Origin of the sequence: Streptococcus halitosis, from assembly GCF_023147855.1 — a bacterium.
Lineage (GTDB): Bacteria > Bacillota > Bacilli > Lactobacillales > Streptococcaceae > Streptococcus > Streptococcus halitosis_B.
Genome location: NZ_JAHXOP010000003.1, coordinates 150,969 through 173,771, shown reverse-complemented (window position 1 = coordinate 173,771; position 22,803 = coordinate 150,969). Strand labels below are relative to the sequence as shown.

The following is a 22,803-nucleotide window of genomic DNA, read 5'->3' as shown; positions in this document are numbered from 1 at the left end:
CTAGAGAAAAATCGCGAGATTTTCGATACAAAAAATCTTCGCTAAAACGGCGAAGATTCTAAGTTTTATTTTTCCATAAACTGATGCAAACGGCGAATAGCTTCTTTTAATGTATCCAAGTCTGTGGCATAGCTGAGACGAACATTTTCTGGTGCTCCAAATCCAGCTCCTGTAATCAGGGCAAGGCCGACTTCTTCGAGAATAGCCGTTGTAAATGCTGTCACATCAGTATAACCTTTCATCTCCATCGCTTTTTTAACATTTGGGAAGAGATAGAAGGCTCCCTGGGGCTTGACAACTTCAAATCCTGGCACTTGGCACAAGAGAGGATAAATGGTATTCAAACGTTCTTCAAAGGCTTGGCGCATGGTTTCAACAGAGTCTTGCGGTCCAGTCAGCGCCTCAATCGTTGCATATTGAGATACTGCTGTCAGATTTGAAGTCGTTTGTCCTGTCAATTTGCTCATGGCAGCGATAATTTCAGGATTTCCCACAGCATAACCTACCCGCCAACCAGTCATGGCATAGGCCTTAGATACACCGTTAATCACGATGGTTTGCTTGCGAATGGTTTCTGACAAACTAGAGATTGGAACAAATTCGTTCCCGTTATAAACCAGACGACCGTAAATATCATCTGCTAGGATAAGGACATCATGTTCAACAGCCCAGTTTCCGATAGCCAAGAGTTCCTCACGAGAGTAAATCATACCGGTCGGATTCGATGGTGAATTGAGAACCAAGACCTTTGTCTTAGCTGTTCGCGCTGCTTCTAGCTGCTCTACTGTTACTTTAAAGTGATTGTCTTCCTTGGCCTGGACAAAAACTGGCACACCTTCTGCCATCTTGACCTGGTCTCCATAACTGACCCAGTATGGTGTAGGGATGATGATCTCATCACCAGGATTGACCACAGCCATAAAGAAGGTGTAGAGAGAGAACTTAGCACCAGTGGCAAAGGTAACCTCGTTAGCTGCTACAGAATACCCATAATAGCGTTCAAAATAGGTATTAACAGCCGCTTTTAACTCTGGTAGGCCTGAAGCAACTGTATAAAAGGAAGCTCGTCCATCTCGAATCGCTTCTACCGCTGCATCCTGAATGTTTTCAGGAGTATGAAAATCAGGCTGTCCCAAGGTTAAGAAAAGAACATCTTTTCCCTGAGCTTTTAATGCTTTGGCTCTTGCATCACTAGCTAGAGTGACGCTTTCTTCCATTTCTAGTACACGTTTGGATAGTTTCATATGCCCTCCTTATTGGATCACTGCTCCTGTTTCAAAGTCAACCAGATAGTACTGGTTTCCTGACTTAACTTCCCAAATCGGCTTGTCCTGATAACGACCAAAGGTGATTTTGTCAATGTCGCTAGCTCCTTTTTCCCTCGAAATCGTCGCTGCCTTGTCTTGAGAAATCCCCTTATCTAGCTGATAGACATAAATCTTGTGGTCATTCTTTTCAATCAGTACGGCAATGGCCTCTTGCTTTTTATTATGTCCTAAAACGCTGTAATAACCTTCTAGTCCATTATAAAAATCAACCTGATCTGCCTTTTCCAATTCTGCATACTGCTTGGCTAGTTTTTCTCCTTCAACCCTAGCATCTTGATAGGGTTTCATGCTGAGTGATATCAGATAAAGGAAGGAAGTGGTCATGACTAGTACTACCAGAGCAATGCCGATTCCATACTGTATAAGTAGCTTGTTTTTTTCTTTTTTCTGTCTTAGTTTCACTCGTCTATTTTACCATCTCTCCTTCTTTATTACAAGTGAAGACAGGAACATTCTAAGATTCTTTTCCTATAAAATATAAGTTCTTGTTTTTCTCTCTCATTATTGATAAAATAGCCTTATGAAACAATATTTGAATGAAAAAATTTCCGATAATCAATTAGACTTAAAAACGGCTATCGTCCTCAATAAAGCCATACGGACTTTTAAACCATATGAAGCCAAAGCCGCTAAAGAACACGGACTAACCCCTACTCAATTTTCCGTTCTGGAAACCCTCTATAGCAAGGGGGAACTACGCATTCAGGATTTGATTGAAAAAATGCTAGCCACTTCTGGAAATATGACTGTTGTCATTCGAAATATGGTTCGAGATGGGTGGATTTCTAGAATTTGTGACCCCAAGGATCGTCGCTCTTTTTTCCTGAAATTAACACCTGCAGGACGCAGAAAAATCGAAGAGGTTCTTCCTGACCATATCGATTCTATCGTAGAAGCACTCAGCATCTTGGAAGATGGCGAAAAGGAAGACTTAATCCGCATTTTAAAAAAATTTAAAAATTTGTGAGCAAAATTATTGCTAATTAGTATCATTTGTTGTAACATGGATGGTAACAAAAGAGTTCGCTCTTTGAATTTTAAACTAAAGGAGACACATCATGTCTAAAAAAGTATTATTTATCGTCGGTTCACTACGCCAAGGTTCTTTCAACCACCAAATGGCCCTCGAAGCTGAAAAAGTACTTGCTGGAAAAGCGGAAGTCAGCTATCTTGATTACTCAGCTGTTCCTCTCTTCAGCCAAGATTTGGAAGTTCCAACTCATCCAGCTGTTGCTGCTGCTCGTGAAGCAGTCCTTGCTGCGGATGCGATCTGGATCTTCTCTCCAGTCTACAACTTCTCTATCCCCGGAACCGTGAAAAACTTGCTTGACTGGCTCTCTCGTGCCCTTGACTTGTCTGATACACGTGGTGCTTCTGCCCTACAAGACAAGTTTGTTACTGTCTCATCTGTAGCCAATGCCGGTCACGATCAACTCTTTGCTATTTATAAAGACCTCTTGCCATTTATCCGTACACAAGTCGTTGGTGACTTTACAGCTGCTCGTGTCAATGACTCTGCTTGGGCAGACGGAAAATTGGTGTTAGAAGAAGCAACTGCTTCATCACTTGCAAAACAAGCTGACGACCTTCTTACAGCCATCAACTAATCAAACAAAAACCAGCTCGAATGAGCTGGTTTTATGCTTGTTTCACAAAGACGAGTTCTAAATCACTGGATAAATCGGGTCGGTAGTCAAAACCTGCAAAGCTGAGTTTACGAGCTTGCTCGACTGTTTGAACTTGGCCTTCTATTAGAGCCGTCAGAAAGGCTCCACGCGCTTTTTTTGAAATGGTTGAGTGGATTTTCAACTGACCACCCTTGTCCTCCATAAATTTGAAGGTCACCATCTTTTCTCTGATTTCCTTAGAAAAAACAGTTTCAAACTCTGATGACAAGAGAGAAAATATCAAGTCCTCATCCTGTAGGGACTCATCATAGGCTGATTTCCAATGACTCTTTAAAGTCTTACCAGTGACTTTTAACTTCATCAAGAAGTCCAAACGGTGAGGAGCTATTGGAGATAGGGCTGGAACTACGCCATACAAAGCTGATGTAATTAAAACATGATCTTCAAGATAGGTTTGTTCAGCCTCGGTTAACCCATCTCGTTTAATATGGCGATACATGAGACCATCAAAAAGTTTCAAGGCTGGATAATGTTTAGCCCTCTGATCTTTTAGAGCTTGAATATGAGCGTACTCTTCTTCTGCTTTCTCGGCAGATACCTTATAAAAACTTTCTAATTCACTAGCTGAGTAGTGCGCCAGTGAGTCAAGGACTGCCTGACTTTCTTCACTCAAGGGGAGCGCTTCGACAAGAGGGAGGTTTGTGTTCATTTCTTTGGCTGTTGGGATTAAAATTTTCATATTGTTAGTGTAGCATATTTTTTAACCACTACCAAGAATTTCATCTTAAAAACCTCGGTTCACACCGAGGTTTCTCTGTTTATTTTGGCCATCCTAACCAGATAGCCACGAGAACAAGGGCTGTGCCAGCTAAGCTTGTTAAGATAGATAAGAATTTATCTTTTTTCTCCTTGAACTGAGAAAACCTATTTTTATACTCAATGAAAATCAAAGAGCAAACTAGGAAGCTAGCCGCAGGCAGTACTTGAGTACGACAAGGCGACGCTGACGTAGTTTGAATTTGATTTTCGAAGAGTATTATTGTACTTTAAAGGTCTTGAGATAATTATCTTTTCCAACTTGACCTTCGAAGGATTGACCATTTTCGAGGTAAGGAAGGTCATCTGATACCGAAGCCTTGACCTTATAAATCTTACCATCAACTTTGAAGAAGTAGACGGTATCCCCCTTGATGACAGCTGATTTAAGGTCTGAGACGATTCCCTTAATGTTTTCTACCGTTTCATTATCCAGCTCGAGGTCATTTTTATTGGCATATTTGCTAAGGAGTTCATCTACCGTAGCTGCTACGATGACGTTTTGGTACTCTACTGCATCAACCAATGCATACTCCTTGACCAAGCCTGCATTGTCCTTTAAGCCCATGATGTAGAGCGGTTTGTCGTTAAGATTGACAAGGATAGGGAAGGTAGCCTTGTAAGCTTTCTCTTGCACGGCTCCTTCTGCAGAAGCACGGGCAGATTCTTCGGTTGCAGATGCTAGATTATACTTAGTGATTTCACCAGTGCGCATGTTTTCAAGGATAAATCCTAGATTACTTTCGTCAGCGTTGGCTGAAGTCACCCCTGTGTAGAGATAAATGTCATTTCCGATAGAAAGATAGTTATATCCCTCAGTCGTTTGGGTAACGTTTTTCTTAGAAATCAAGGCATTCCAGAAGCCGTCTTTATACTTGCCGTTGTAGTTGATTTGCTCGATGGTTTCTTCGGCTGGATAGACACGATCCACCCATTCTGGCACTTCATCCAAGCTGTATTCCTTGGTTTCTCCATTGGTAGCGTCTAAGATAATAACAGATGAAGGACGAGGAACTCCTAGACCAAACTGCTTTTGATAAACGGTTGCTACGTAGAAAGGATTGCCTTCATCATCCACCTCAAAGGATGGGGTTTTAAAAATCTTGGTTGGATACTTGATTCGAAGATGACGTTTGACGTCACGGTTAAAATACTCGGAGTCCGAATACTTCATCGGTGTTTTTAAATCCACCAATTCCGCATTTCCTGTCACCATATCAACCTTGATATACTCGCCAATTCCCTTGGCTTGATTGTTGAACCATTTGATCGGGTCGGCATACTCCAAAGGTGTCACCCGATAGGGTTTGCCATCAACCGTTAGCTGGGTATAAGTATCTGCTGCTACGTACTGGGAGACCTTATCCGTCAGAGAGCCCAGATAACGGTCACCAATCTTTTCTGCAGTGCTCCGATCTAGGATTGGAACCTTACTGGTATCACTCTTAGGAAAATCTTTAAAATCTTTCTCTGTGATGGACACCACATTAGCATAATTTTTTGCTTGGAAAAAGCTAGAGGTCACTAGACTTACCAGACCAGCAAGGGCAAAGATGAGTCCCGCGGCCAGCAACAATCCTCCACCTAATTTATTAAAATGAAGCCCTTCTAGATTGAGTTCGTTGGCAACCTTGCCATGACGTACGTGAACTGTCTTGAAAGGATTGGTATCCCTTCGAAAACTAAACAAAATCCCCATCACCACCAGATGAGCACAGAGAAAGACGATGAATTCCCAACTAGTAAGATTGAAGGGTGGTAAAAAGATATACCAGGTCGTTGCGATAAAAACAAGTTCAAAGAGTATACGTTTCATCTGAGTTCCTCCTAAATAATCCGTCCTTCCAAATGATCCAGTTCATGTTGGCAGATCTGAGCTGGAAAACCTGTCAGTGTAATGATCTGTTCCTGCCACTTGCTATCGCGATAGGAAACCGTAATCGTTTCATAACGAGTCGTTGGCCGTACCCCAGTCAAGGACAAACAACCTTCCTCTGTCTCGTAAGGTCCTTTGTAGGAAAGGAGAATGGGGTTAAACATGACCATGGGAACTAGGCCAAGATTAAAGATAATCACGCGTTTCTGTACGCCAATCATATTAGCCGCCAGACCGACACAGGTCTCGCGATTGGCCAGCAGGGTATCCTGCAAATCCTTAGCCAGATAAAGGTCTTCCTGACCTGCAGGTTTCGAGACCTGAGACAAGAATAAGATATCTCGGACAATTTTCTTTTCCATTCTCTTTCACTCCTTGCTACTTTACTTTATTATAGCACAAAAGAGGATAACTTCTAACCATTCTCCTCAAATGCAAAAAAGCCATCCGAAGATGACTTTCTTTTTAAATCGCGTTCTTATCAAGACCAAGTTTACGTTGAACAAACTTAACGATTTCTACGATAAGTATCATTGAGAAGCTTCCAGCCAGAACAATGGCCCATTGTGACAAGTCTAGTTTGGTTACGTGGAAGATACCTTCAAGTGGTTCTACGACGATTGTTGCCATAAGAAGAATGAAGGATACCAAGATAGACCAGTTGAAGGTCTTAGACTTAAATGGTCCGACTGTCAAGATAGATTGGTAAACAGACTTAACATTGTAGGCATGGAAGAGCTGGATCAAACCAAGTGTTGCAAAGGCCATAGTAAGAGCATCAGCGTGGATAGCTTGATTGTCACCCACATGAACTGGGTAAAGAAGGGCAAGACCATAAACGGACAGAACAAGGGCGCCTTGAAGGAGACCTTGATAGATAATGGAACTCATGACCCCACCTGAGAAGAAGCTTGACTTGCGTCCACGTGGTTTGTGGGTCATAACACCTGGCTCAGCTGGCTCAACGCCAAGAGCGATAGCTGGGAAGGTATCCGTTACCAGGTTAATCCACAAGAGATGAACTGGCTGTAGGACATCCCAACCAAACAAGGTTGACAGGAAGATGGTTAATACTTCAGCCGTATTGGCAGAAAGAAGGTACTGAATAGTCTTTTGAATGTTTGAGAAGACCTTACGTCCTTCTTCAACTGCGACGATAATGGTCGCAAAGTTATCATCCGCAAGAATCATATCAGAAGCTCCCTTAGAAACCTCTGTACCAGTGATTCCCATACCAATACCGATATCAGCTGTTTTCAGAGCTGGCGCATCATTAACACCATCACCTGTCATGGCAACGACCTTACCTTGATTTTGCCAAGCTTTCACGATACGAACCTTGTGTTCTGGAGATACACGCGCGTAAACAGAGTATTGACCAACTACTTTTTCAAATTCTTCATCTGAAAGTTCGTTCAATTCCGCACCTGTCAGAACATGGTCTGCCGTATCTTTTTCATCAATGATTCCCAGACGTTTGGCAATGGCTTCCGCTGTGTCTTGGTGGTCACCAGTGATCATGATTGGACGGATTCCTGCTTCCTTAGCGACACGAACTGCTTCCTCAGCCTCTGGACGCTCAGGGTCAATCATTCCAATCAAACCAGTGAAGATCAAGTTATTTTCAAGTTCTCCAGAAGTCAGGTTTTCTGGAATGCTGTCAATAATCTTATAAGCACCTGCAAGGACACGCAAAGCTTGGTGAGCCATGTCAGAGTTGTTTGTATGGATTAATTCAGTGACTTTCTCATCAATCGGAGCAATATCTCCAGCCTTGTCACGAGCAACACAACGTTTCAAAAGTTGATCTGGAGCCCCTTTGACTGCTACGAGGAATTTACCATCTGGCAATGGATGAACCGTTGACATGAGTTTACGATCTGAGTCAAACGGCAATTCAGCTACACGAGGATATTTCTCTAAGAACTCTTTAACATCATAGCCCTTGTCCAAGGCATACTGGATGAAGGCTGTTTCGGTTGGATCACCAATCAGGTTTCCCTCAGCATCAATCTTGGTATCATTAGCCAAGACAACTGAACGAAGTAGTGGCATGTCCAAGCCAAGTTCAATGTCATCAGCAGAATCATGTAGGACTGCATCGTAGAAGACTTTTTCGACTGTCATCTTGTTCATAGTAAGTGTACCAGTCTTATCAGAAGCGATGATCTCAGTCGAACCAAGCGTTTCAACTGCTGGCAACTTACGAACGATAGAGTTTCGTTTTGCCAAAACTTGAGTACCAAGGGCAAGAACGATGGTCACGATAGCAGGAAGTCCTTCTGGGATGGCTGCAACAGCAAGCGCAACAGAGGTCATCAACTCACCAAGTGGATCTTTGCCTTGGATGAAGACTCCAACTACAAAAGTAACAAGGGCAATAACCAAAATTGCATAGGTTAAGACCTTAGAAAGGTTGTTCAAGTTTTGTTTAAGAGGTGTATCCGTCTCATCAGCATCTTGGAGCATGCCAGCGATATGACCCACTTCAGTATACATACCTGTATTGACAACAACACCAAGACCACGACCATAAGTCACGTTTGAGTTTTGGAAGGCCATATTGACACGGTCACCAATACCAGCATCTGCAGCAAGCTCGACTGTCAAGTCTTTTTCAACTGGAACAGACTCACCTGTTAGAGCTGCTTCTTCGATTTTAAGAGAGTTGGCTTCTAGCAAACGTAGGTCTGCTGGTACGACGTCACCTGCTTCAAGAGCAACGATATCACCTGGTACCAATTCTTTGGAATCAATCTCTGCCATGTGCCCATCACGAATAACGCGAGCAGCTGGACTGGACATAGACTTGAGGGCCTTGATAGCTTCTTCTGCTTTTCCTTCTTGGTAAACACCAAAGGCAGCGTTGATGATAACCACGGCTAGGATAATGATGGCATCTGCGATATCTTCCCCACCAGAAGTTATGACTGATAAGATAGCTGCAGCAATTAGGATGATAATCATCAAATCCTTAAACTGTTCAATGAATTTAACCAAGAGAGATTTTTTCTCACCCTCTTCCAGTTCATTGCGTCCATATTCAGCTAGGCGTTTTTGCACTTCGCTTGACGAAAGGCCTTGCTCAGTTGCTTCAACTGACTTCAAGACCTCTTCAGGACTTTGAGTATAAAACGCTTGGCGTTTTTGTTCTTTTGACATGCGTCTCCTCCTTGACATTGTGTGCAAAACAAGTTCTCTTTTTGTTTTATGACAAACAAAAAGAGACTTGTTAATCATAACAAGTCTCGCTGTTTAAGATAGGGCCGGAAGGTATACTTTGCAGTACACAATTCGGAATGACGACACTATCACAGGTTTCTGCCAGCTACTCCCTTGAGTAGTACTATTATACCAAATTTTGAAAAGTTTTCAATCATTAAAATTCGATGAAGGAGGACTAAATTTGAATTTTCCCGCAAAAACCAGTATAATGAAAGAATATTACTTATACTGAAAAGGAAGTTTGATGAAGCAATCAATCTCAAATCTCAAGTTAGCTGAGCGTGGTGCTATTGTCAGTATCTCGACCTACTTACTCTTATCAGCAGCTAAATTAGCAACTGGTCATCTACTTCATTCATCCAGTTTAGTAGCGGATGGTTTCAACAACGTATCCGATATTATCGGAAATGTTGCTCTCTTGATCGGCATTCGGATGGCTCGCCAGCCTGCAGACCGTGATCACCGCTTTGGACACTGGAAGATTGAAGATTTAGCTAGTTTGATCACTTCCATCATCATGTTCTACGTTGGCTTTGATGTGCTTCGGGATACCATTCAGAAAATCCTCAGTCGGGAACAAACGATTATTGATCCTTTGGGAGCATTTCTAGGAATCATTTCTGCAGCGGTCATGTTTGTCGTTTATCTCTATAACACACGCCTCAGTAAGAAATCCAAATCCAAAGCTCTAAAGGCAGCAGCTAAAGATAATCTTTCCGATGCAGTCACCTCACTTGGTACTTCCATTGCCATCCTAGCCAGCAGTTTCAATTATCCAATCGTGGATAAACTGGTCGCTATCGTCATCACTTTCTTTATCTTAAAGACAGCCTATGATATCTTTATCGAATCGTCCTTCAGTCTTTCAGATGGTTTTGATGACCAGCTACTAGAAGACTACCAAAAGGCCATAATGGAAATTCCAAAGATTAGTAAGGTCAAGTCCCAAAGAGGGCGTACCTACGGTAGCAATATCTATCTTGATATCACCCTGGAGATGAATCCTGACCTATCAGTCTATGAGAGTCACGAAATTGCGGACCAGGTCGAATCCATGCTGGAAGAACGTTTTGGAGTCTTTGATACCGATGTCCATATCGAGCCAGCTCCCATACCTGAAGACGAGATTTTAGACAATGTCTATAAAAAACTGCTCATGCGCGAGCAATTGATTGATCAGGGAAATCAACTGGAAGAACTCCTGGCTGATGACTTTATCTATATCCGTCAAGATGGAGAACAGATGGATAAAGAGGCTTATAAGGCTGAAAAAGAACTTAAAGCTGCGATTAAGGACATTCAGATTACCTCCATTAGTCAGAAAACCAAACTTATTTGCTATGAGATGGACGGAATCGTCCATACCAGTATCTGGCGTCGCCATGAGACTTGGCAAAATATCTTTCATCAAGAGACTAAAAAAGAAGAATAGAAAACTCCTGTCGTAATGACAGGAGTTTTCTATTCACCTAACTATCAAAATCACTTAGGTATTCATAGCGTTCGTATTTTTCAAGAAGTTCTTCGTTTTTCTCGTCTAGCTCTTTTTGAAGCGTCGCCAGTTTGCCAAAGTCAGAGCCATTTGCCTGCATCTCTTCTTCAATAGCAGCGATACGATTTTCCAAGGCTTCAATATCGCCTTCAATGCTTGCCCACTCCTGCTTTTCTTTGTAGGTCATGCGTTTCTTGTCTTCACGGACCTTGACTACTTTTTCCTTTTCTGCCTTTTGCACTTGATTGGACATCTCTGTTTCAAAGACTTTTTCATCAAGATAGTCGGTGTAATGACCAAAGAAAGGACGAATCTTGCCATCCTCAAAAGCGAGAATCTTGGTCGCTAACTTATCCAGGAAATAACGGTCGTGGCTAACTGTCAAGACAGGACCCGCAAAGCCCTGCAAGAAATTCTCCAAAACTGTCAAAGTTGCAATGTCTAGGTCATTTGTCGGCTCGTCCAAGAGAAGAACATTTGGTTTTTCCAAGAGCAATTTGAGAAGATAAAGGCGTTTTTTCTCTCCCCCAGATAATTTCTCAATCAAGGTTCCATGGGTTGAACGTGGGAAGAGGAACTGCTCCAGCAACTCAGCGATGGAAGTCGTAGAACCACCACTGGTCTTGACCTCCTCTGCCACTTCCTGCAGGTAATTGATAACGCGCTTGCTTTCATCTAAACCTTCGATTTGTTGAGAGAAATAGGCAATGCGAACCGTCTCACCGATGATAACTTGACCTTTAGTCGGCTCAAGACTTCCTGCGATGAGATTAAGCAGAGTTGACTTCCCGACACCGTTGTCCCCAACGATTCCGATACGGTCTTTGGCTTGCACCAATAGATTAAAATCTTGCAAAATGGGCTTGTTCTCATAGGCGAAGGAAACATTCTGAAACTCGATGACTTTTTTTCCAATCCGACTGGTTTCAAAGTTCATGGTTAAGTCTGTTTCAGCAACGCCACCTGAAACTTCTTTTTTCAAGTCGTGGAAACGATTGATACGAGCTTGTTGCTTGGTCGCACGTGCCTGTGGTTGTCTGCGCATCCAGGCCAGTTCTTGCTTATAAAGTTGTTCTTTTTTGTGGAGAAGAGCTGCGTCACGCTCATCTTGTTCCGCTTTTAGGCGAACATAGTCCTGGTAATTTCCCTGATACTCGGTCAAGCCTGCGCGGTCCAACTCGAAAATTCGCGTTGATAGTGCATCTAGGAAATAACGATCGTGAGTGATAAAGAGAACAGTCTTCTTGGAATTTTTCAAAAAAAGAGTCAGCCACTCAATGGTCGCAATGTCCAGGTGGTTGGTCGGCTCGTCCAGAAGCAAGAGGTCGTGGTTGCCTAGGAGAACTTGCGCCAACTGAACCCGTCTTCTTAGACCACCTGACAATTCCCCAACTGGAGTGGACAAGTTCTGAATACCTAGCTTGCTGAGGACCGTCTTGACCTGGCTTTCAATTTCCCAGGCTTGGAGAGAATCCATCTCTGCCATGACCCGTTCCAAACGAGCCTGCTTGTCCTCACTGTAGTTGAGCATGATCAACTCATACTCACGAATGAGCTGGATTTCCTTGAGGTCGCTGGATAGAACAGTATCCAAGACCGTCTTGCTATCATCAAAATCTGGATTCTGAGTCAAGTAGCCAATCTTGTAGTCATTCTTAGCTGAAAAAGGACTGACATCCCCATCAAAGCCAGAAACACCAGAAAGGACGTCTAAAAGGGTGGTCTTACCAGTCCCATTGACACCTATCAGACCGATTCTGTCCAAGTCATGGATGATAAAAGAAATATCCTTAAAAACGGTCTTGTCACCAACGGATTTGCTTAGTTTTTCAACGATAAAATCACTCATTTTTTCTCCCTCAGGTAAGCATGGATTGCTTGACGATCATTTTCCAATTCTCCATCGACAATGGCAAACTCAATCTCTGTTAAAATCTCTCCCAAGTCTGGTCCTGGCTGGTAACCATATTCCTTAATCAAAATTCCACCGTTAATCTGAATTTCTTTCTTGTCATGAATGGTCAAACTCTGGTAAGTTTCTGTGATGGCTTGTGGATTGACTTCTTTTCCTTGGGCCTGACGAAGATTTTCAGCCTGTAAAAGTAAATCCAAGTCAAAGCGATAACAATCACGCTTGCTCAGCTCTCCTTCTTCTCGCAAAGCCAAAATGGTCAGCAAATCCTGAACCTGCTTGGCAAACTGGCGTGAGGTCTTCCAATGTTTCAAAAATGGCTGTGCATCTTTAATCTCCAAAGCCCACAATAGAGCTGCCCAGGCTTGTTCGGAAGATTCAAAAGTGAACTCAGTCTCCAAATCAAACAGTTTGTTGAGCTTGTCCTGGCTCCCTGCCATATCTGGAAGATAGTCATAAGCTCGACTCTCAATCATGGAAGACAGACCAACTCGCCAAAAAGGTGCCAGCAAGAGTTTATCAAACTCAACGAAGGTGCGCTCCACAGAAATTTTCTCCAAAAGTGGCGTCAAAGTCTTCATCGCTTCAAAAGTTTCTGACTCAAGTTTAAAACCGAGACTGGCCTGAAAACGAAAACCACGCATAATACGCAAAGCATCTTCGTTGAAACGCTCACTAGCAACACCCACTGCTCGCAAGACTTGGTTTTTCAAATCTTCTAAACCATGGAACAAATCAATAATTTCGCCTGTCTCGTCCAAGGCAAAGGCATTAACTGTGAAATCACGGCGCTTGAGGTCTTCTTCTAGCGAACGCACAAAGGAAACCGCGCTGGGTCTGCGATAGTCCACATAGACATCTTCGGTCCGAAAGGTGGTTACCTCATACTCCTCGTCCCCATCTAAAACTAAGACAGTTCCGTGCTCGATTCCGATATCAGCTGTTCGCGGAAAAATCTGCTTTGTCTCCTCTGGATAGGATGATGTCGCGATATCCACATCGTGGATGGGACGATTGAGGAGGGCATCTCGAACAGAGCCTCCAACAAAATAGGCTTCAAAGCCTGCTTCTTTAATTTTTTCTAATACTGGTAAAGCCTTCTGAAATTCAGAAGGCATTTGCGTTAATCTCATAATAAGTGTTCTAATCCATAGACAAGCTCATGACGCTTGACAACTTCTTTGATTCCCAAATTGACCCCTGTCATGAAGGAGCTACGATCATAGGAGTCATGACGAAGGGTCAATCCTTCTCCCTGATTGCCAAAGATGACTTCTTGATGAGCTATTAAGCCTGGCAAACGAACTGAGTGGATCCGCATGCCATCAAAATCAGCACCACGGGCACCAGCAATCAATTCTTCCTCATCAGGCGCACCTTGTTGGATAGACTCTCGAACTTCTGCCATCAACTCAGCTGTTTTAATGGCTGTTCCACTCGGAGCATCTTTTTTCTTGTCATGATGGAGCTCGATAATCTCCACATTTGGGAAATATTTGGCAGCCTGCGTCGCAAATTGCATAAGTAAGACCGCGCCCAAGGCAAAGTTAGGAGCAATCAAGCCACCCAAATCTTGTTCACGGGAAAATGCTTTTAGTTCTGCAATTTCTTCACTAGTGAATCCTGTTGTTCCTACGACAGGAGCAAAGCCATTTTCAAGAGCAAAGCGTGTATTTTCGTAGGCAACGGCTGGTGTAGTAAAATCTACCCAAACATCCGCTTCAACACCAGCCAAGTCAGCCTTATCATTGAAGACAGGAATCCCCTGCCACTCTGACTCAGACTCAAAAGGATCCAAAACTGCGACCAAGTCCAAGTCTGGATCAGCCAAGACCATCTGACAAGCAGCTTGGCCCATCTTTCCCTTAAAACCGGCAATAATTACTCGAATACTCATCTCTACTCCTGACTAAGATACAAAGGACGTTAGCTGCCCATGAAAAATAGGGAATGGCGCCGACTTTCCATGAAAGGCAAGACAGGCATCTTTTTTCAAGAGGCAGGTAGGCCGTGTTCAATTTCTAAGATACAAAGCCTGTAAGAACACAAAGTGAAAATAGGAGTTCTGATCAAGGAGTGTCTACTCCTTGGAAGAACCATCTTTTTCACACAGGGTTCCAGGCGTGTTCAATTATCAAGATACAAAGGACGTTAGCTGCCCATGAAAAATAGGGAATGGCGCTGACTTTCCATGAAAGGCAAGACAGACATCTTTTTTCAAGAGGCAGGTAGGCCGTGTTCAATTGCTAAGATACAAAGCCTGTAAGAACAATTTAGACGATTGGTGTATAGCTCAAGGCGATGCTACCTTCTCCAAGGTGGGTCCCAATGACACTCCCAAAGGTTTCAATTGGAATTTCAGCAGTCACACCACTATCCATCAAAAGCTGACGTAAATCCGCTGCCTTTTGAGGAGCATTGCCATGGATGACTGTTATACGGTAGTTCCCATCTTTTGTCAACTCCTTGATGATTTCCACCAAACGTTTAATTGCTTTCTTTTCTGTACGAACTTTTTCGTAAACTTCAATCACACCTTGGTCATTGAAATAAAGAATAGGCTTGATACTGAGGAGATTCCCTAAGACGGCTGCCCCATTTGACAAACGTCCTCCCTTAACCAAGTGGTCGAGATCATCTACTATGATAAAGGCTGAATTATCAGCAATTTGAATCCCCAACTTCTCCTGAATCTGAGCAAAATCATCGCCTTGTTCTGACCATTCAAAGGCACTCTCTACCATAAATCCTAGAGGGGAACTTGTGATATGGGTATCTGGAAAGGCAATGGTCAAGCCATCATACTCATCCAACATGTATTGGATGTTCTGATAAAAGCCTGAAATTCCAGACGAAAGAAAGAGTCCTAAGACATGGGTATAGCCCTCATCTTTCAAGGAACTTAGAATCTCATCCAGTTTAGCAATACTTGGTTGACTAGTTTTAGGCAATTCTGCAGACTGAGCCATTTTTTGATAAAATTCCTCAGCAGTCAGATTGACACCTTCAACATACTCCTCTCCATTAATATTGACAGGAATATCCAGGATAAAAAGATTCTCTCTTTGCAGCGTCTTCTCCTCTAAATAGGCTGAAGAATCTGTAATGACAGCTAATTTCATGACTAAAACTCCAAATTGATCCCTGGAAGATCCAAGGCGATTTCTGTTACTTCATACGTCAAACGGTTGAGCATGTTCAAGCATGGACGTGCCAAGGTTTCAACTTCTTCTTGGTTAAATTCGCTTGGTTCGTTGACAATACGGCCTTCCACATGGTTGACTTGGGAAATGGTTCCGCTGATGACAAATTTGTCAAAGACAATCATAAAGCTCAAGATAACGACTAAAGAAGTCACTTGATTTTCTTGGTCATGTTGGAGCAACTGAAAGTTCACGTCTACCTTGGTTTCAGGAGCTCCATTTTCATTTTCCCATTCAAAGTTACGAGCATCAAAGTGATACTGGCTAACAAATTCTTGTTCTCGTTTAAGATTCATTTCTCTCTCCCATTGCTACAATTCACTATGCAATTGTACCACATTTTTATCATTTCATCTAGTTTTCTAGGCTTTAGTCAATACCGATTTCATCTTTAACAACAGCAGCAATCGTATCTACATAGTAATTGACTTCTTCTGTTGTAGGTGCCTCTGCCATAACGCGCAAGAGAGGTTCGGTACCACTTGGGCGAACAAGGATACGGCCGTTTCCTGCCATTTCTCCTTCCATCTTTTCGATGATTGCCTTGATGGCTGGTACTTCCATAGCTTTTTCTTTCATGGCATTTTCCACTCGGATATTGACCAGTTTTTGTGGGTAAATCGTCACTTCTGATGCTAGTTGAGACAAGGTTTTACCGGTTTCCCGTATAACTTTTGTTAGTTGAACGGCAGTCAACTGTCCATCACCTGTCGTATTGTAATCCATCAAGATAACGTGACCAGACTGTTCACCACCAAGGTTATAGCCTGATTTTCTCATTTCTTCGACGACATAGCGGTCACCAACCGCAGTGACTGCCTTGTTAATGCCTGCGCTGTCCAAGGCCTTATGGAAACCAAGGTTAGACATAACGGTTGTTACGATGGTGTTTTGAGCCAACTGGCCTTTTTCAGAAAGGTATTTCCCGATAATATACATAATCTTATCACCATCAACGATGTCGCCATTTTCATCAACAGCAATCAAGCGGTCACTGTCTCCGTCAAAGGCCAAACCAATAGCTGACTGGCTTTCTTTGACTAGTTCTTGGAGAGCTTCTGGGTGAGTTGAACCAACATTCAAGTTGATATTAAGACCATCTGGTGTTTCCCCGATAACAGTCAACTGAGCACCCAGATCAGCGAAAATCTGGCGAGCACTTGTAGACGCTGCACCGTTTGCTGTGTCCAAGACCACTTTCATTCCTTCAAGAGGAGTTCCAGTTGAAACAAGGTAGCCCTCGTACTTACGCAAACCTTCTGGATAGTCCACCAAGGTTCCCAAGCCTTCGGCACTTGGACGAGGAAGGGTGTCTTCTGTAGCATCTAGCAAGGCTTCAATTTCTGCTTCTTTTTCATCATCAAGTTTGAAACCATCCCCACCAAAGAACTTAATCCCATTATCAAGGGCTGGGTTGTGGCTAGCGGAAATCATGACACCTGCACTGGCTCCCTCAGTTTTTACCAAGTAAGCTACTGCTGGTGTTGCAAGGACACCAAGTTTGTAGACGTGAATTCCTACAGAGAGAAGACCTGCCACCAAGGCTGATTCTAACATTTCTCCTGAGATACGTGTATCACGTCCCACAAAGACTTTAGGGGCTTCTGTTTCGTGTTGGCTAAGAACATATCCACCAAAACGTCCCAATTTAAAGGCCAATTCTGGCGTCAGTTCTACGTTTGCTTCTCCACGGACTCCATCGGTCCCAAAATATTTACCCATTTTATTTATCATCCTTTTCTATTATTTATTATTGTTTAGACGAATCTGATTTTGTTTCTGAACTCGTTGAAGACGAACTGCCTTCTGAAGAACTTGTTGACGAGTTACTTGAACTAGACGTTGCTGTTTTTGTTGTAATTTTCATAGTTGTGTCAAACGGCATAATGACGCTTGGCAAGACATTTCCATTTTTATCAACTGCTTGTAGTGGAACAGAGGCCGAGTAGTTACCCGTTATCCGTTCACTCGTCGGCAAGATGGCAATGACACGATCTACTCTAGAGAGAGTCTCCTCGTCACTAATAACCGTTACTTTTTCATCTGATACAGTAACTGTATCGATTTTCACGCGAGAATCAATCTGACTAGGGTCAATCTCCGGCACAACAATGACATTGTCCCGTTTTGCTTTTTTACCGACCTTCACTGTTATCTTTTGCGGTGTCGCAACAGCCGTCAAACCGCTCGGAAGATTTTCAATGGTTAGAGGAACTTCGATGGTTCCTACACTGGCATCAGAAAGATCAGCTGTCACCTTAAATTTGCGGGTGCTTTCCTGCATCTCACTCGCCAAAGCAACTCTATTTGACCCTGTTAGAAAGACCGTCACCTCAGATGTAAAACCACTGATAAAATACTGATCACTGTCATACTGAATATCAATTGGGACATTAAGAACTGTGTTCGTATAAGTCTCCGTTCGCACCTGTCTGGCACTGTTGCTATTCTGATAGTTTGTCAATGTTGCATAGATAAAGAGAATGCAGGCGAAAAAGAAGGAAGAAATAATATAAAGACTATTTTTTCTCATGTTTCAATCCTCCTAGCAAACGCTCTTTCAGACCTTGTTTTTTCTCTGATGTTGGAAGCAAGATTCTTCTTAGTTCCGATTCAAACTCTTCCAAGGTCAAATCATGCTTAAAGACTCCATTATAGGTGATTGAGATTCCGCCTGTTTCCTCTGAAACCACAAAGGTAAGAGCATCTGATACTTCCGATAAACCAATTGCCGCCCTGTGACGTGTCCCAAACTCCTTGGAAATCCCGGTATCTTCAGTCAAGGGTAGATAGGCTGAAGTTACAGCAATTCGGTCTTCCTTGATAATGACAGCACCATCATGCAAGGGAGTATTGGGAATGAAAATATTGATAAGCAATTCAGCCGAAATTTTAGCATCTAAAGGGATCCCTGTCGAGATGTATTCCTGCAAGGTTCTCACTCTCTGAACCACTACAAGCGCCCCAATCTTACGAGGACTCATGTATTCAACTGATTTCACAAATGCACGAACCATCTGCTCTTCCGCACTAATAGGGGCATTGGAGAAGAAATCAGTAGCCCGGCCCAATCGCTCCAAACCAGTCCGAATCTCTGGTGAAAAGATAACCACCGCTGCAATCACCCCGTAGGTGATGATCTGATTGATCAACCAGGAAATAGTCGTTAAACCAATCATATTGGAAAGAATCTGGGCTAGAATAAAAACTAAGACTCCACGGACCAATATCATAATCTTGGTGCCTGCAATAGCTTTAGTAAAATGATATAAAATATAAGTCACAATGAGAATATCAATCAGATTGGTGACTATACTCCAAGGACTTGAAAACAAACTCGTCCAGTATTGTAAATTGGATAATTGTTGAAAATTCATCCTTGGCCTCCTCCCTGTCAAAACACTTTACTCATCATTATACCATTTTTTGCCCATTTTTTCCCTATCCTACCTCATTTTAAATTAAGCAAAAATATGATAAAATAAACTGATTAGAAAAAACAAAGGAGAAATCATGTCTCAACTCTATGATATTACCATTGTAGGTGGCGGTCCTGTCGGGCTCTTTGCTGCCTTTTACGCCCACCTACGCCAAGCCAATGTTCAAATCATCGACTCCCTTCCCCAGCTCGGTGGTCAACCAGCCATCCTCTACCCTGAAAAGCAAATCCTTGACGTGCCAGGTTTTCCAAACTTAACTGGGGAAGAGCTGACCAATCGCTTGATTGAACAGCTAAACGGCTTTGATACCCCTATTCATCTCAATGAAACCGTTCTTGAAATTAATAAACAAGATCAAGGATTTACCATTACAACCAACAAGGGAAGTCACCTGACTAAAACAGTTATCATTGCCATGGGTGGTGGCGCCTTCAAACCACGTCCGCTCGAATTAGATGGCGTTGAAAACTATGAAAATATCCACTACCACGTTTCCAACATCCAACAATACGCTGGCAAGAAAGTGACCATCCTTGGTGGCGGGGACTCAGCAGTGGACTGGGCTCTGGCTTTTGAAAAGATTGCCCCAACTACTCTCGTTCACCGTCGAGATAACTTTCGCGCCTTAGAACACAGTGTGCAAGCTCTACAAGAATCGTCTGTAACCATCAAGACACCGTTCGTTCCTAGCCAACTTCTCGGAGATGGAAAAACACTCGATAAACTAGAAATCACCAAAGTCAAATCAGATGAAACCGAAACGATCGACCTAGACCACCTCTTTGTCAATTACGGCTTCAAGTCTTCTGTCGGTAACCTTAAAAACTGGGGTCTGGACCTCAACCGTCACAAGATTATCGTCAACAGCAAGCAAGAATCTAGCCAAGCAGGTATCTATGCTATCGGCGACTGCTGTTACTATGAAGGAAAAATTGATTTGATTGCGACAGGACTGGGGGAAGCTCCAACAGCTGTTAACAATGCCATCAACTACATCGACCCTGACCAAAAAGTGCAACCAAAACACTCAACCAGTTTATAAGAAAAGAACCACGAATCAACTGATTCGTGGTTTTATAATTCATCTGCTATTTTATTGATTTTTCTGAGTCTGTGGTTGACACCACTTTTGGTTAGGGGATTGCTCAAGCTATCTGCCAACTGCTGGATAGAGTAGTCTGGATGCTGAATCCGCAACTGCGCTACCTCTTGCAAATCCACGGGTAAATTTTCCAAACCCATTCTATCTTTGATTTTACTGATATTATTAATGGTCCTCATACTAGCAGAAACCGTTCGAGCGATATTAGCTGTCTCGGCATTATTAGCCCGATTGAGATCGTTACGGGTTTCACGCAAAATCTTGACGCGCTCAAAATTATCACGCGCCTGCATGGCCCCAATCACGATCAAGAAATCCATGATGTCTTCTGCCCGTTGGAGATAGGTAACTGCACCTTTCTTGCGCTCAATAACCTTGGCGTCCAGCAAAAACTGCTGAAGGAGAGAGGCCAATCCTTGGGCATGGTCTAGATAAACGGAACTAATCTCCAACTGGTACTTGCCAGACTCAGGATCTCGGATGCTACCATTTGAAAGAAATGCCCCACATAAGTAGGCACGTCCAGCTTCCTCATCAGCTAAAATATCGGGATCAATACCCGTCTCCAAACCAAAGAAGGAATCCGCAAGTCGCAAATCAGCTAAAAGCTCCTGCACCCTCTCATCTGTATAGACCGTATAGACACGATTCTTGCGAAGATTGCTTCTCTGATGGTGTCGAATCTCAGACTTAATCTCATAAAAATGGAGAAAGGACTCATAGAGATGCCGAGCCAACTTGGCATTTTCAGTCACAACAGACAAGGTCAGGCCAGAAGTCGAGAGACCAATACTGCCAGACATCTTGATAATGGCCGATAGTTCATAACGACTGAGATGGTGTTGACCAAGAATTTCCTCTTTTACTGCAACTGTGAAACTCATTTTCGCACCTGTATAATCCGCATCAACTCATCCACAATCAAATCGCCATCATGGAAGGCTCCTCCATTTTCCAAACGAAGGAAGTTGGATGAAATCACACGAGGAACCTGTTTGCAAAGACCAGCAAAGTCATGCTCTACCTGAACCAAATACTCATCAAAACGGTTGGTATCCATGTATTCTCTAGGAACCTTTTCGATATTAACCAAGACCGTATCAATAAAAGGCCGACCTAAGTGTCGATGAAGGACTTCCACGTGGTCACTGTCTGAAAAGTGCTCTGTTTCCCCACGCTGGGTCATGATATTGCAGACATAGGCGATCTCAGCCTTGGTCTCCAAGAGAGCCTGCCCAATCTCCTCAATGACAATATTGGGCAAAATCGATGTAAAGAGGGAACCAGGCCCCAAGACAATCATGTCACTCTCGAGAATGGTATTGACTACTCGACGGCTGGCTTGCGGTGTTTCATCATCCAAGGTATTGGTCACATAGACATGGTCGATCATGCCTGGATGATCTGCAATGTGGCTCTCACCTGCCACCTCAGAACCGTCGTTAAAGACTGCATGCAGTGTCAGAGGCTGATCGCTCGATGGGTAAATTTTTCCTGTTGTGTGGAAAAAGAGACTTAGCAGCTGCATGGCATTGTAAGTGGACCCTTGCATTTCAGAGAGCCCTGCTATAATGATATTTCCTAGAGGATGACCCGCAAAAGCTCCAGCCTCTTCCGAGAAGCGGTACTGAAAAACTTTCTCATAAAATTTAGGCATATCCGACATGGCTACCAGAACATTGCGAAGATCACCTGGTGGTGTCAGCTGTTGGATATTCTTTCTTAGTTCACCAGAAGATCCACCATCATCAGCTACCGTTACAATGGCTGCGATATCAACATCCTTTTCTCGCAAGCTTTTCAAAATGACGGGGATACCAGTTCCTCCACCAATCACTGTTATCTTTGGTTTTCTCATGAACGGTTTACCGTTTCCTTTCTTCGGTCTTTGTCACGATGGCTTTCATTGACAGGCCAGTTTTTAGCAAGGTCCTGAGCGATTCGTTTTGCAAAGGCAACACTACGGTGTTGTCCACCTGTACATCCTACTGCAATGGTTAGAACGGACTTGCCTTCTTTTTTGTAACTTGGCAAAATGGGCTCAATCAAGGCGAGTAAGTGCTGATAAAAATTTTCAGACTCTTCATGATTCATCACATAGTCATAAACTGCTTGATCCTCGCCTGTCTGATTGCGAAGTTCAGGGAGGTAGTATGGATTTGGCAAGAAACGGACATCAAAGACCAAGTCTGCATCGATCGGGATACCATACTTGAATCCAAAAGACATGACTTCGATACGGAAAGACTGGGCTTGTTCTTGGTCTGAAAATTGCTCTGCAATGGTTTTACGCAGTTCACGCGGAGTGAGTTCGGTCGTATCCACCACATTTTGACTCATGTTTTTCAAAGGTGCCAAGAGTTCGCGTTCCAGCTTGATGCCATCTAAAATCCGACCATCAGCAGCTAGAGGGTGACTTCTTCTAGTTTCCTTATAGCGGGCCACCAATTCCTTATCTGCTGCGTCTAAAAAGAGGATTTTGAAGTCCAAATCGTCTTGGTTTTCCAATTCATCCAAAACGGCCTGAATCTCTGAAAAGAAGGAACGGCTCCGCATATCGACTACTAGGGCTAACTTATGGTCATCATCCTTGGTCTCTACCAACTGCAAAAACTTTGGCAAGAGGGCTGGTGGCATATTGTCAATAGTGAAATATCCCAAATCCTCGAAGGACTGAATGGCTACCGTTTTCCCTGCGCCACTCATCCCTGTCACAATCACCAGGTGAAGTTGTTTCTTTGTCATCTATCTCTCCTTATATAAAAAAAGTTCGGCAGAGCC

General features: G+C 43.1%; 22 protein-coding genes. 4 read left to right on the top strand and 18 right to left on the bottom strand.

All coding sequences use genetic code 11. From position 1 onward, the window contains the following. Positions 1-65 precede the first annotated feature (65 nt). Both KZX55_RS06985 and KZX55_RS06980 read right to left on the bottom strand, forming a co-directional pair. Entirely contained in the window at positions 66-1,244 is a 1,179-nt protein-coding gene (locus KZX55_RS06985) for a pyridoxal phosphate-dependent aminotransferase (protein WP_248025994.1), read from the bottom strand. Between the two features lie 9 nt (positions 1,245-1,253). Further along, on the bottom strand, positions 1,254-1,730 hold the full coding sequence (locus tag KZX55_RS06980) for a DUF5590 domain-containing protein (RefSeq protein WP_084873358.1): 477 nt from the start codon (positions 1,728-1,730) through the stop codon (positions 1,254-1,256). A gap of 118 nt (positions 1,731-1,848) precedes the next feature. Here KZX55_RS06980 and KZX55_RS06975 point away from each other — a divergent pair, with 118 nt between their 5' ends. Then, on the top strand, positions 1,849-2,295 hold the full coding sequence (locus tag KZX55_RS06975) for a MarR family winged helix-turn-helix transcriptional regulator (RefSeq protein WP_084873359.1): 447 nt from the start codon (positions 1,849-1,851) through the stop codon (positions 2,293-2,295). A gap of 91 nt (positions 2,296-2,386) precedes the next feature. Then, the gene (locus KZX55_RS06970; protein ID WP_000039651.1) at positions 2,387-2,935 is read left to right on the top strand and encodes an NADPH-dependent FMN reductase; all 549 of its coding nucleotides are present in this window, start codon (positions 2,387-2,389) and stop codon (positions 2,933-2,935) included. Positions 2,936-2,966: 31 nt separating this feature from the next. Here KZX55_RS06970 and yaaA read toward each other — a convergent pair whose 3' ends face one another. The 5 genes from yaaA to KZX55_RS06945 all read right to left on the bottom strand — a co-directional run bounded on the left by yaaA (position 2,967) and on the right by KZX55_RS06945 (position 8,810). Beyond that, the gene (gene yaaA, locus KZX55_RS06965) at positions 2,967-3,695 is read right to left on the bottom strand and encodes a peroxide stress protein YaaA (RefSeq protein ID WP_248025991.1); all 729 of its coding nucleotides are present in this window, start codon (positions 3,693-3,695) and stop codon (positions 2,967-2,969) included. A 79-nt stretch (positions 3,696-3,774) separates the two neighbouring features. Next, positions 3,775-3,906, bottom strand: a complete 132-nt coding sequence (locus KZX55_RS06960) for a DUF3953 domain-containing protein (RefSeq protein ID WP_002874755.1) — start codon at positions 3,904-3,906, stop codon at positions 3,775-3,777. An 86-nt stretch (positions 3,907-3,992) separates the two neighbouring features. Continuing rightward, complete coding sequence (locus KZX55_RS06955; RefSeq protein WP_248025989.1) at positions 3,993-5,588, bottom strand: hypothetical protein; 1,596 nt, start codon at positions 5,586-5,588, stop codon at positions 3,993-3,995. 11 nt (positions 5,589-5,599) lie between these two features. Beyond that, a complete protein-coding gene (locus KZX55_RS06950) occupies positions 5,600-6,010 on the bottom strand; it encodes a peptide deformylase (RefSeq protein ID WP_248025987.1) in 411 nt (136 codons plus the stop codon). 103 nt (positions 6,011-6,113) lie between these two features. Next, a complete protein-coding gene (locus tag KZX55_RS06945; RefSeq protein WP_248025985.1) occupies positions 6,114-8,810 on the bottom strand; it encodes a cation-translocating P-type ATPase in 2,697 nt (898 codons plus the stop codon). Positions 8,811-9,117: 307 nt separating this feature from the next. On the opposite strand from KZX55_RS06945, the gene mntE reads away from it, so the two are divergent. Beyond that, positions 9,118-10,305 (top strand): cation diffusion facilitator family transporter, encoded by a 1,188-nt coding sequence (gene mntE, locus KZX55_RS06940; RefSeq protein WP_248025984.1) that lies wholly within the window; start codon positions 9,118-9,120, stop codon positions 10,303-10,305. A gap of 37 nt (positions 10,306-10,342) precedes the next feature. On the opposite strand, the gene KZX55_RS06935 is transcribed toward mntE, so the two are convergent. The 8 genes from KZX55_RS06935 to cdaA form a co-directional block, all read right to left on the bottom strand. Beyond that, positions 10,343-12,214 (bottom strand): ABC-F family ATP-binding cassette domain-containing protein, encoded by a 1,872-nt coding sequence (locus KZX55_RS06935; RefSeq protein WP_248025979.1) that lies wholly within the window; start codon positions 12,212-12,214, stop codon positions 10,343-10,345. After that, positions 12,211-13,410, bottom strand: a complete 1,200-nt coding sequence (locus KZX55_RS06930) for a CCA tRNA nucleotidyltransferase (protein ID WP_248025971.1) — start codon at positions 13,408-13,410, stop codon at positions 12,211-12,213. Before KZX55_RS06930 ends, KZX55_RS06935 begins: the two co-directional genes overlap by 4 nt. After that, a complete protein-coding gene (dapB, locus tag KZX55_RS06925) occupies positions 13,407-14,174 on the bottom strand; it encodes a 4-hydroxy-tetrahydrodipicolinate reductase (protein ID WP_248025968.1) in 768 nt (255 codons plus the stop codon). Before dapB ends, KZX55_RS06930 begins: the two co-directional genes overlap by 4 nt. A 376-nt stretch (positions 14,175-14,550) precedes the next feature. Next, positions 14,551-15,399 (bottom strand): DegV family protein, encoded by an 849-nt coding sequence (locus KZX55_RS06920; protein ID WP_248025963.1) that lies wholly within the window; start codon positions 15,397-15,399, stop codon positions 14,551-14,553. 2 nt (positions 15,400-15,401) lie between these two features. Beyond that, a complete protein-coding gene (locus KZX55_RS06915) occupies positions 15,402-15,776 on the bottom strand; it encodes a DUF1149 family protein (protein ID WP_001050092.1) in 375 nt (124 codons plus the stop codon). A 73-nt stretch (positions 15,777-15,849) separates the two neighbouring features. After that, positions 15,850-17,202: a phosphoglucosamine mutase gene (glmM, locus tag KZX55_RS06910; protein WP_248025961.1), complete on the bottom strand. Its 1,353-nt coding sequence runs from the start codon at positions 17,200-17,202 to the stop codon at positions 15,850-15,852. Positions 17,203-17,230: 28 nt separating this feature from the next. Continuing rightward, entirely contained in the window at positions 17,231-18,013 is a 783-nt protein-coding gene (locus KZX55_RS06905) for a CdaR family protein (RefSeq protein WP_007517009.1), read from the bottom strand. Next, positions 18,000-18,857: a diadenylate cyclase CdaA gene (gene cdaA / locus KZX55_RS06900; RefSeq protein WP_033584451.1), complete on the bottom strand. Its 858-nt coding sequence runs from the start codon at positions 18,855-18,857 to the stop codon at positions 18,000-18,002. The genes KZX55_RS06905 and cdaA overlap by 14 nt, the downstream gene beginning before the upstream one ends. A 136-nt stretch (positions 18,858-18,993) precedes the next feature. Here cdaA and KZX55_RS06895 point away from each other — a divergent pair, with 136 nt between their 5' ends. Continuing rightward, the gene (locus tag KZX55_RS06895) at positions 18,994-19,962 is read left to right on the top strand and encodes an NAD(P)/FAD-dependent oxidoreductase (protein ID WP_248025951.1); all 969 of its coding nucleotides are present in this window, start codon (positions 18,994-18,996) and stop codon (positions 19,960-19,962) included. 32 nt (positions 19,963-19,994) lie between these two features. Here the strand turns inward: KZX55_RS06895 and whiA are convergent, their stop codons facing one another. Genes whiA through rapZ form a run of 3 tightly spaced genes read right to left on the bottom strand, consistent with a single transcriptional unit; the run spans position 19,995 to position 22,767 of the window. Beyond that, complete coding sequence (whiA, locus tag KZX55_RS06890; protein WP_084853318.1) at positions 19,995-20,906, bottom strand: DNA-binding protein WhiA; 912 nt, start codon at positions 20,904-20,906, stop codon at positions 19,995-19,997. After that, positions 20,903-21,880, bottom strand: coding sequence for a YvcK family protein (locus KZX55_RS06885; RefSeq protein ID WP_248025948.1), 978 nt, complete (start codon positions 21,878-21,880; stop codon positions 20,903-20,905). Before KZX55_RS06885 ends, whiA begins: the two co-directional genes overlap by 4 nt. Next, the gene (gene rapZ / locus KZX55_RS06880) at positions 21,877-22,767 is read right to left on the bottom strand and encodes an RNase adapter RapZ (protein WP_248025946.1); all 891 of its coding nucleotides are present in this window, start codon (positions 22,765-22,767) and stop codon (positions 21,877-21,879) included. Before rapZ ends, KZX55_RS06885 begins: the two co-directional genes overlap by 4 nt. Positions 22,768-22,803: the final 36 nt, after the last annotated feature.

Coding starts and splice junctions, on each gene's coding strand:
- KZX55_RS06985 (WP_248025994.1), bottom strand. CDS start 1,244: ATGAAACTATCCAAACGTGTACTAGAAATGGAAGAAAGCGTCACTCTA.
- KZX55_RS06975 (WP_084873359.1), top strand. CDS start 1,849: ATGAAACAATATTTGAATGAAAAAATTTCCGATAATCAATTAGACTTA.
- KZX55_RS06970 (WP_000039651.1), top strand. CDS start 2,387: ATGTCTAAAAAAGTATTATTTATCGTCGGTTCACTACGCCAAGGTTCT.
- yaaA (WP_248025991.1), bottom strand. CDS start 3,695: ATGAAAATTTTAATCCCAACAGCCAAAGAAATGAACACAAACCTCCCT.
- KZX55_RS06955 (WP_248025989.1), bottom strand. CDS start 5,588: ATGAAACGTATACTCTTTGAACTTGTTTTTATCGCAACGACCTGGTAT.
- KZX55_RS06950 (WP_248025987.1), bottom strand. CDS start 6,010: ATGGAAAAGAAAATTGTCCGAGATATCTTATTCTTGTCTCAGGTCTCG.
- KZX55_RS06945 (WP_248025985.1), bottom strand. CDS start 8,810: ATGTCAAAAGAACAAAAACGCCAAGCGTTTTATACTCAAAGTCCTGAA.
- mntE (WP_248025984.1), top strand. CDS start 9,118: ATGAAGCAATCAATCTCAAATCTCAAGTTAGCTGAGCGTGGTGCTATT.
- KZX55_RS06935 (WP_248025979.1), bottom strand. CDS start 12,214: ATGAGTGATTTTATCGTTGAAAAACTAAGCAAATCCGTTGGTGACAAG.
- KZX55_RS06930 (WP_248025971.1), bottom strand. CDS start 13,410: ATGAGATTAACGCAAATGCCTTCTGAATTTCAGAAGGCTTTACCAGTA.
- dapB (WP_248025968.1), bottom strand. CDS start 14,174: ATGAGTATTCGAGTAATTATTGCCGGTTTTAAGGGAAAGATGGGCCAA.
- KZX55_RS06920 (WP_248025963.1), bottom strand. CDS start 15,399: ATGAAATTAGCTGTCATTACAGATTCTTCAGCCTATTTAGAGGAGAAG.
- KZX55_RS06915 (WP_001050092.1), bottom strand. CDS start 15,776: ATGAATCTTAAACGAGAACAAGAATTTGTTAGCCAGTATCACTTTGAT.
- glmM (WP_248025961.1), bottom strand. CDS start 17,202: ATGGGTAAATATTTTGGGACCGATGGAGTCCGTGGAGAAGCAAACGTA.
- KZX55_RS06905 (WP_007517009.1), bottom strand. CDS start 18,013: ATGAGAAAAAATAGTCTTTATATTATTTCTTCCTTCTTTTTCGCCTGC.
- cdaA (WP_033584451.1), bottom strand. CDS start 18,857: ATGAATTTTCAACAATTATCCAATTTACAATACTGGACGAGTTTGTTT.
- KZX55_RS06895 (WP_248025951.1), top strand. CDS start 18,994: ATGTCTCAACTCTATGATATTACCATTGTAGGTGGCGGTCCTGTCGGG.
- whiA (WP_084853318.1), bottom strand. CDS start 20,906: ATGAGTTTCACAGTTGCAGTAAAAGAGGAAATTCTTGGTCAACACCAT.
- KZX55_RS06885 (WP_248025948.1), bottom strand. CDS start 21,880: ATGAGAAAACCAAAGATAACAGTGATTGGTGGAGGAACTGGTATCCCC.
- rapZ (WP_248025946.1), bottom strand. CDS start 22,767: ATGACAAAGAAACAACTTCACCTGGTGATTGTGACAGGGATGAGTGGC.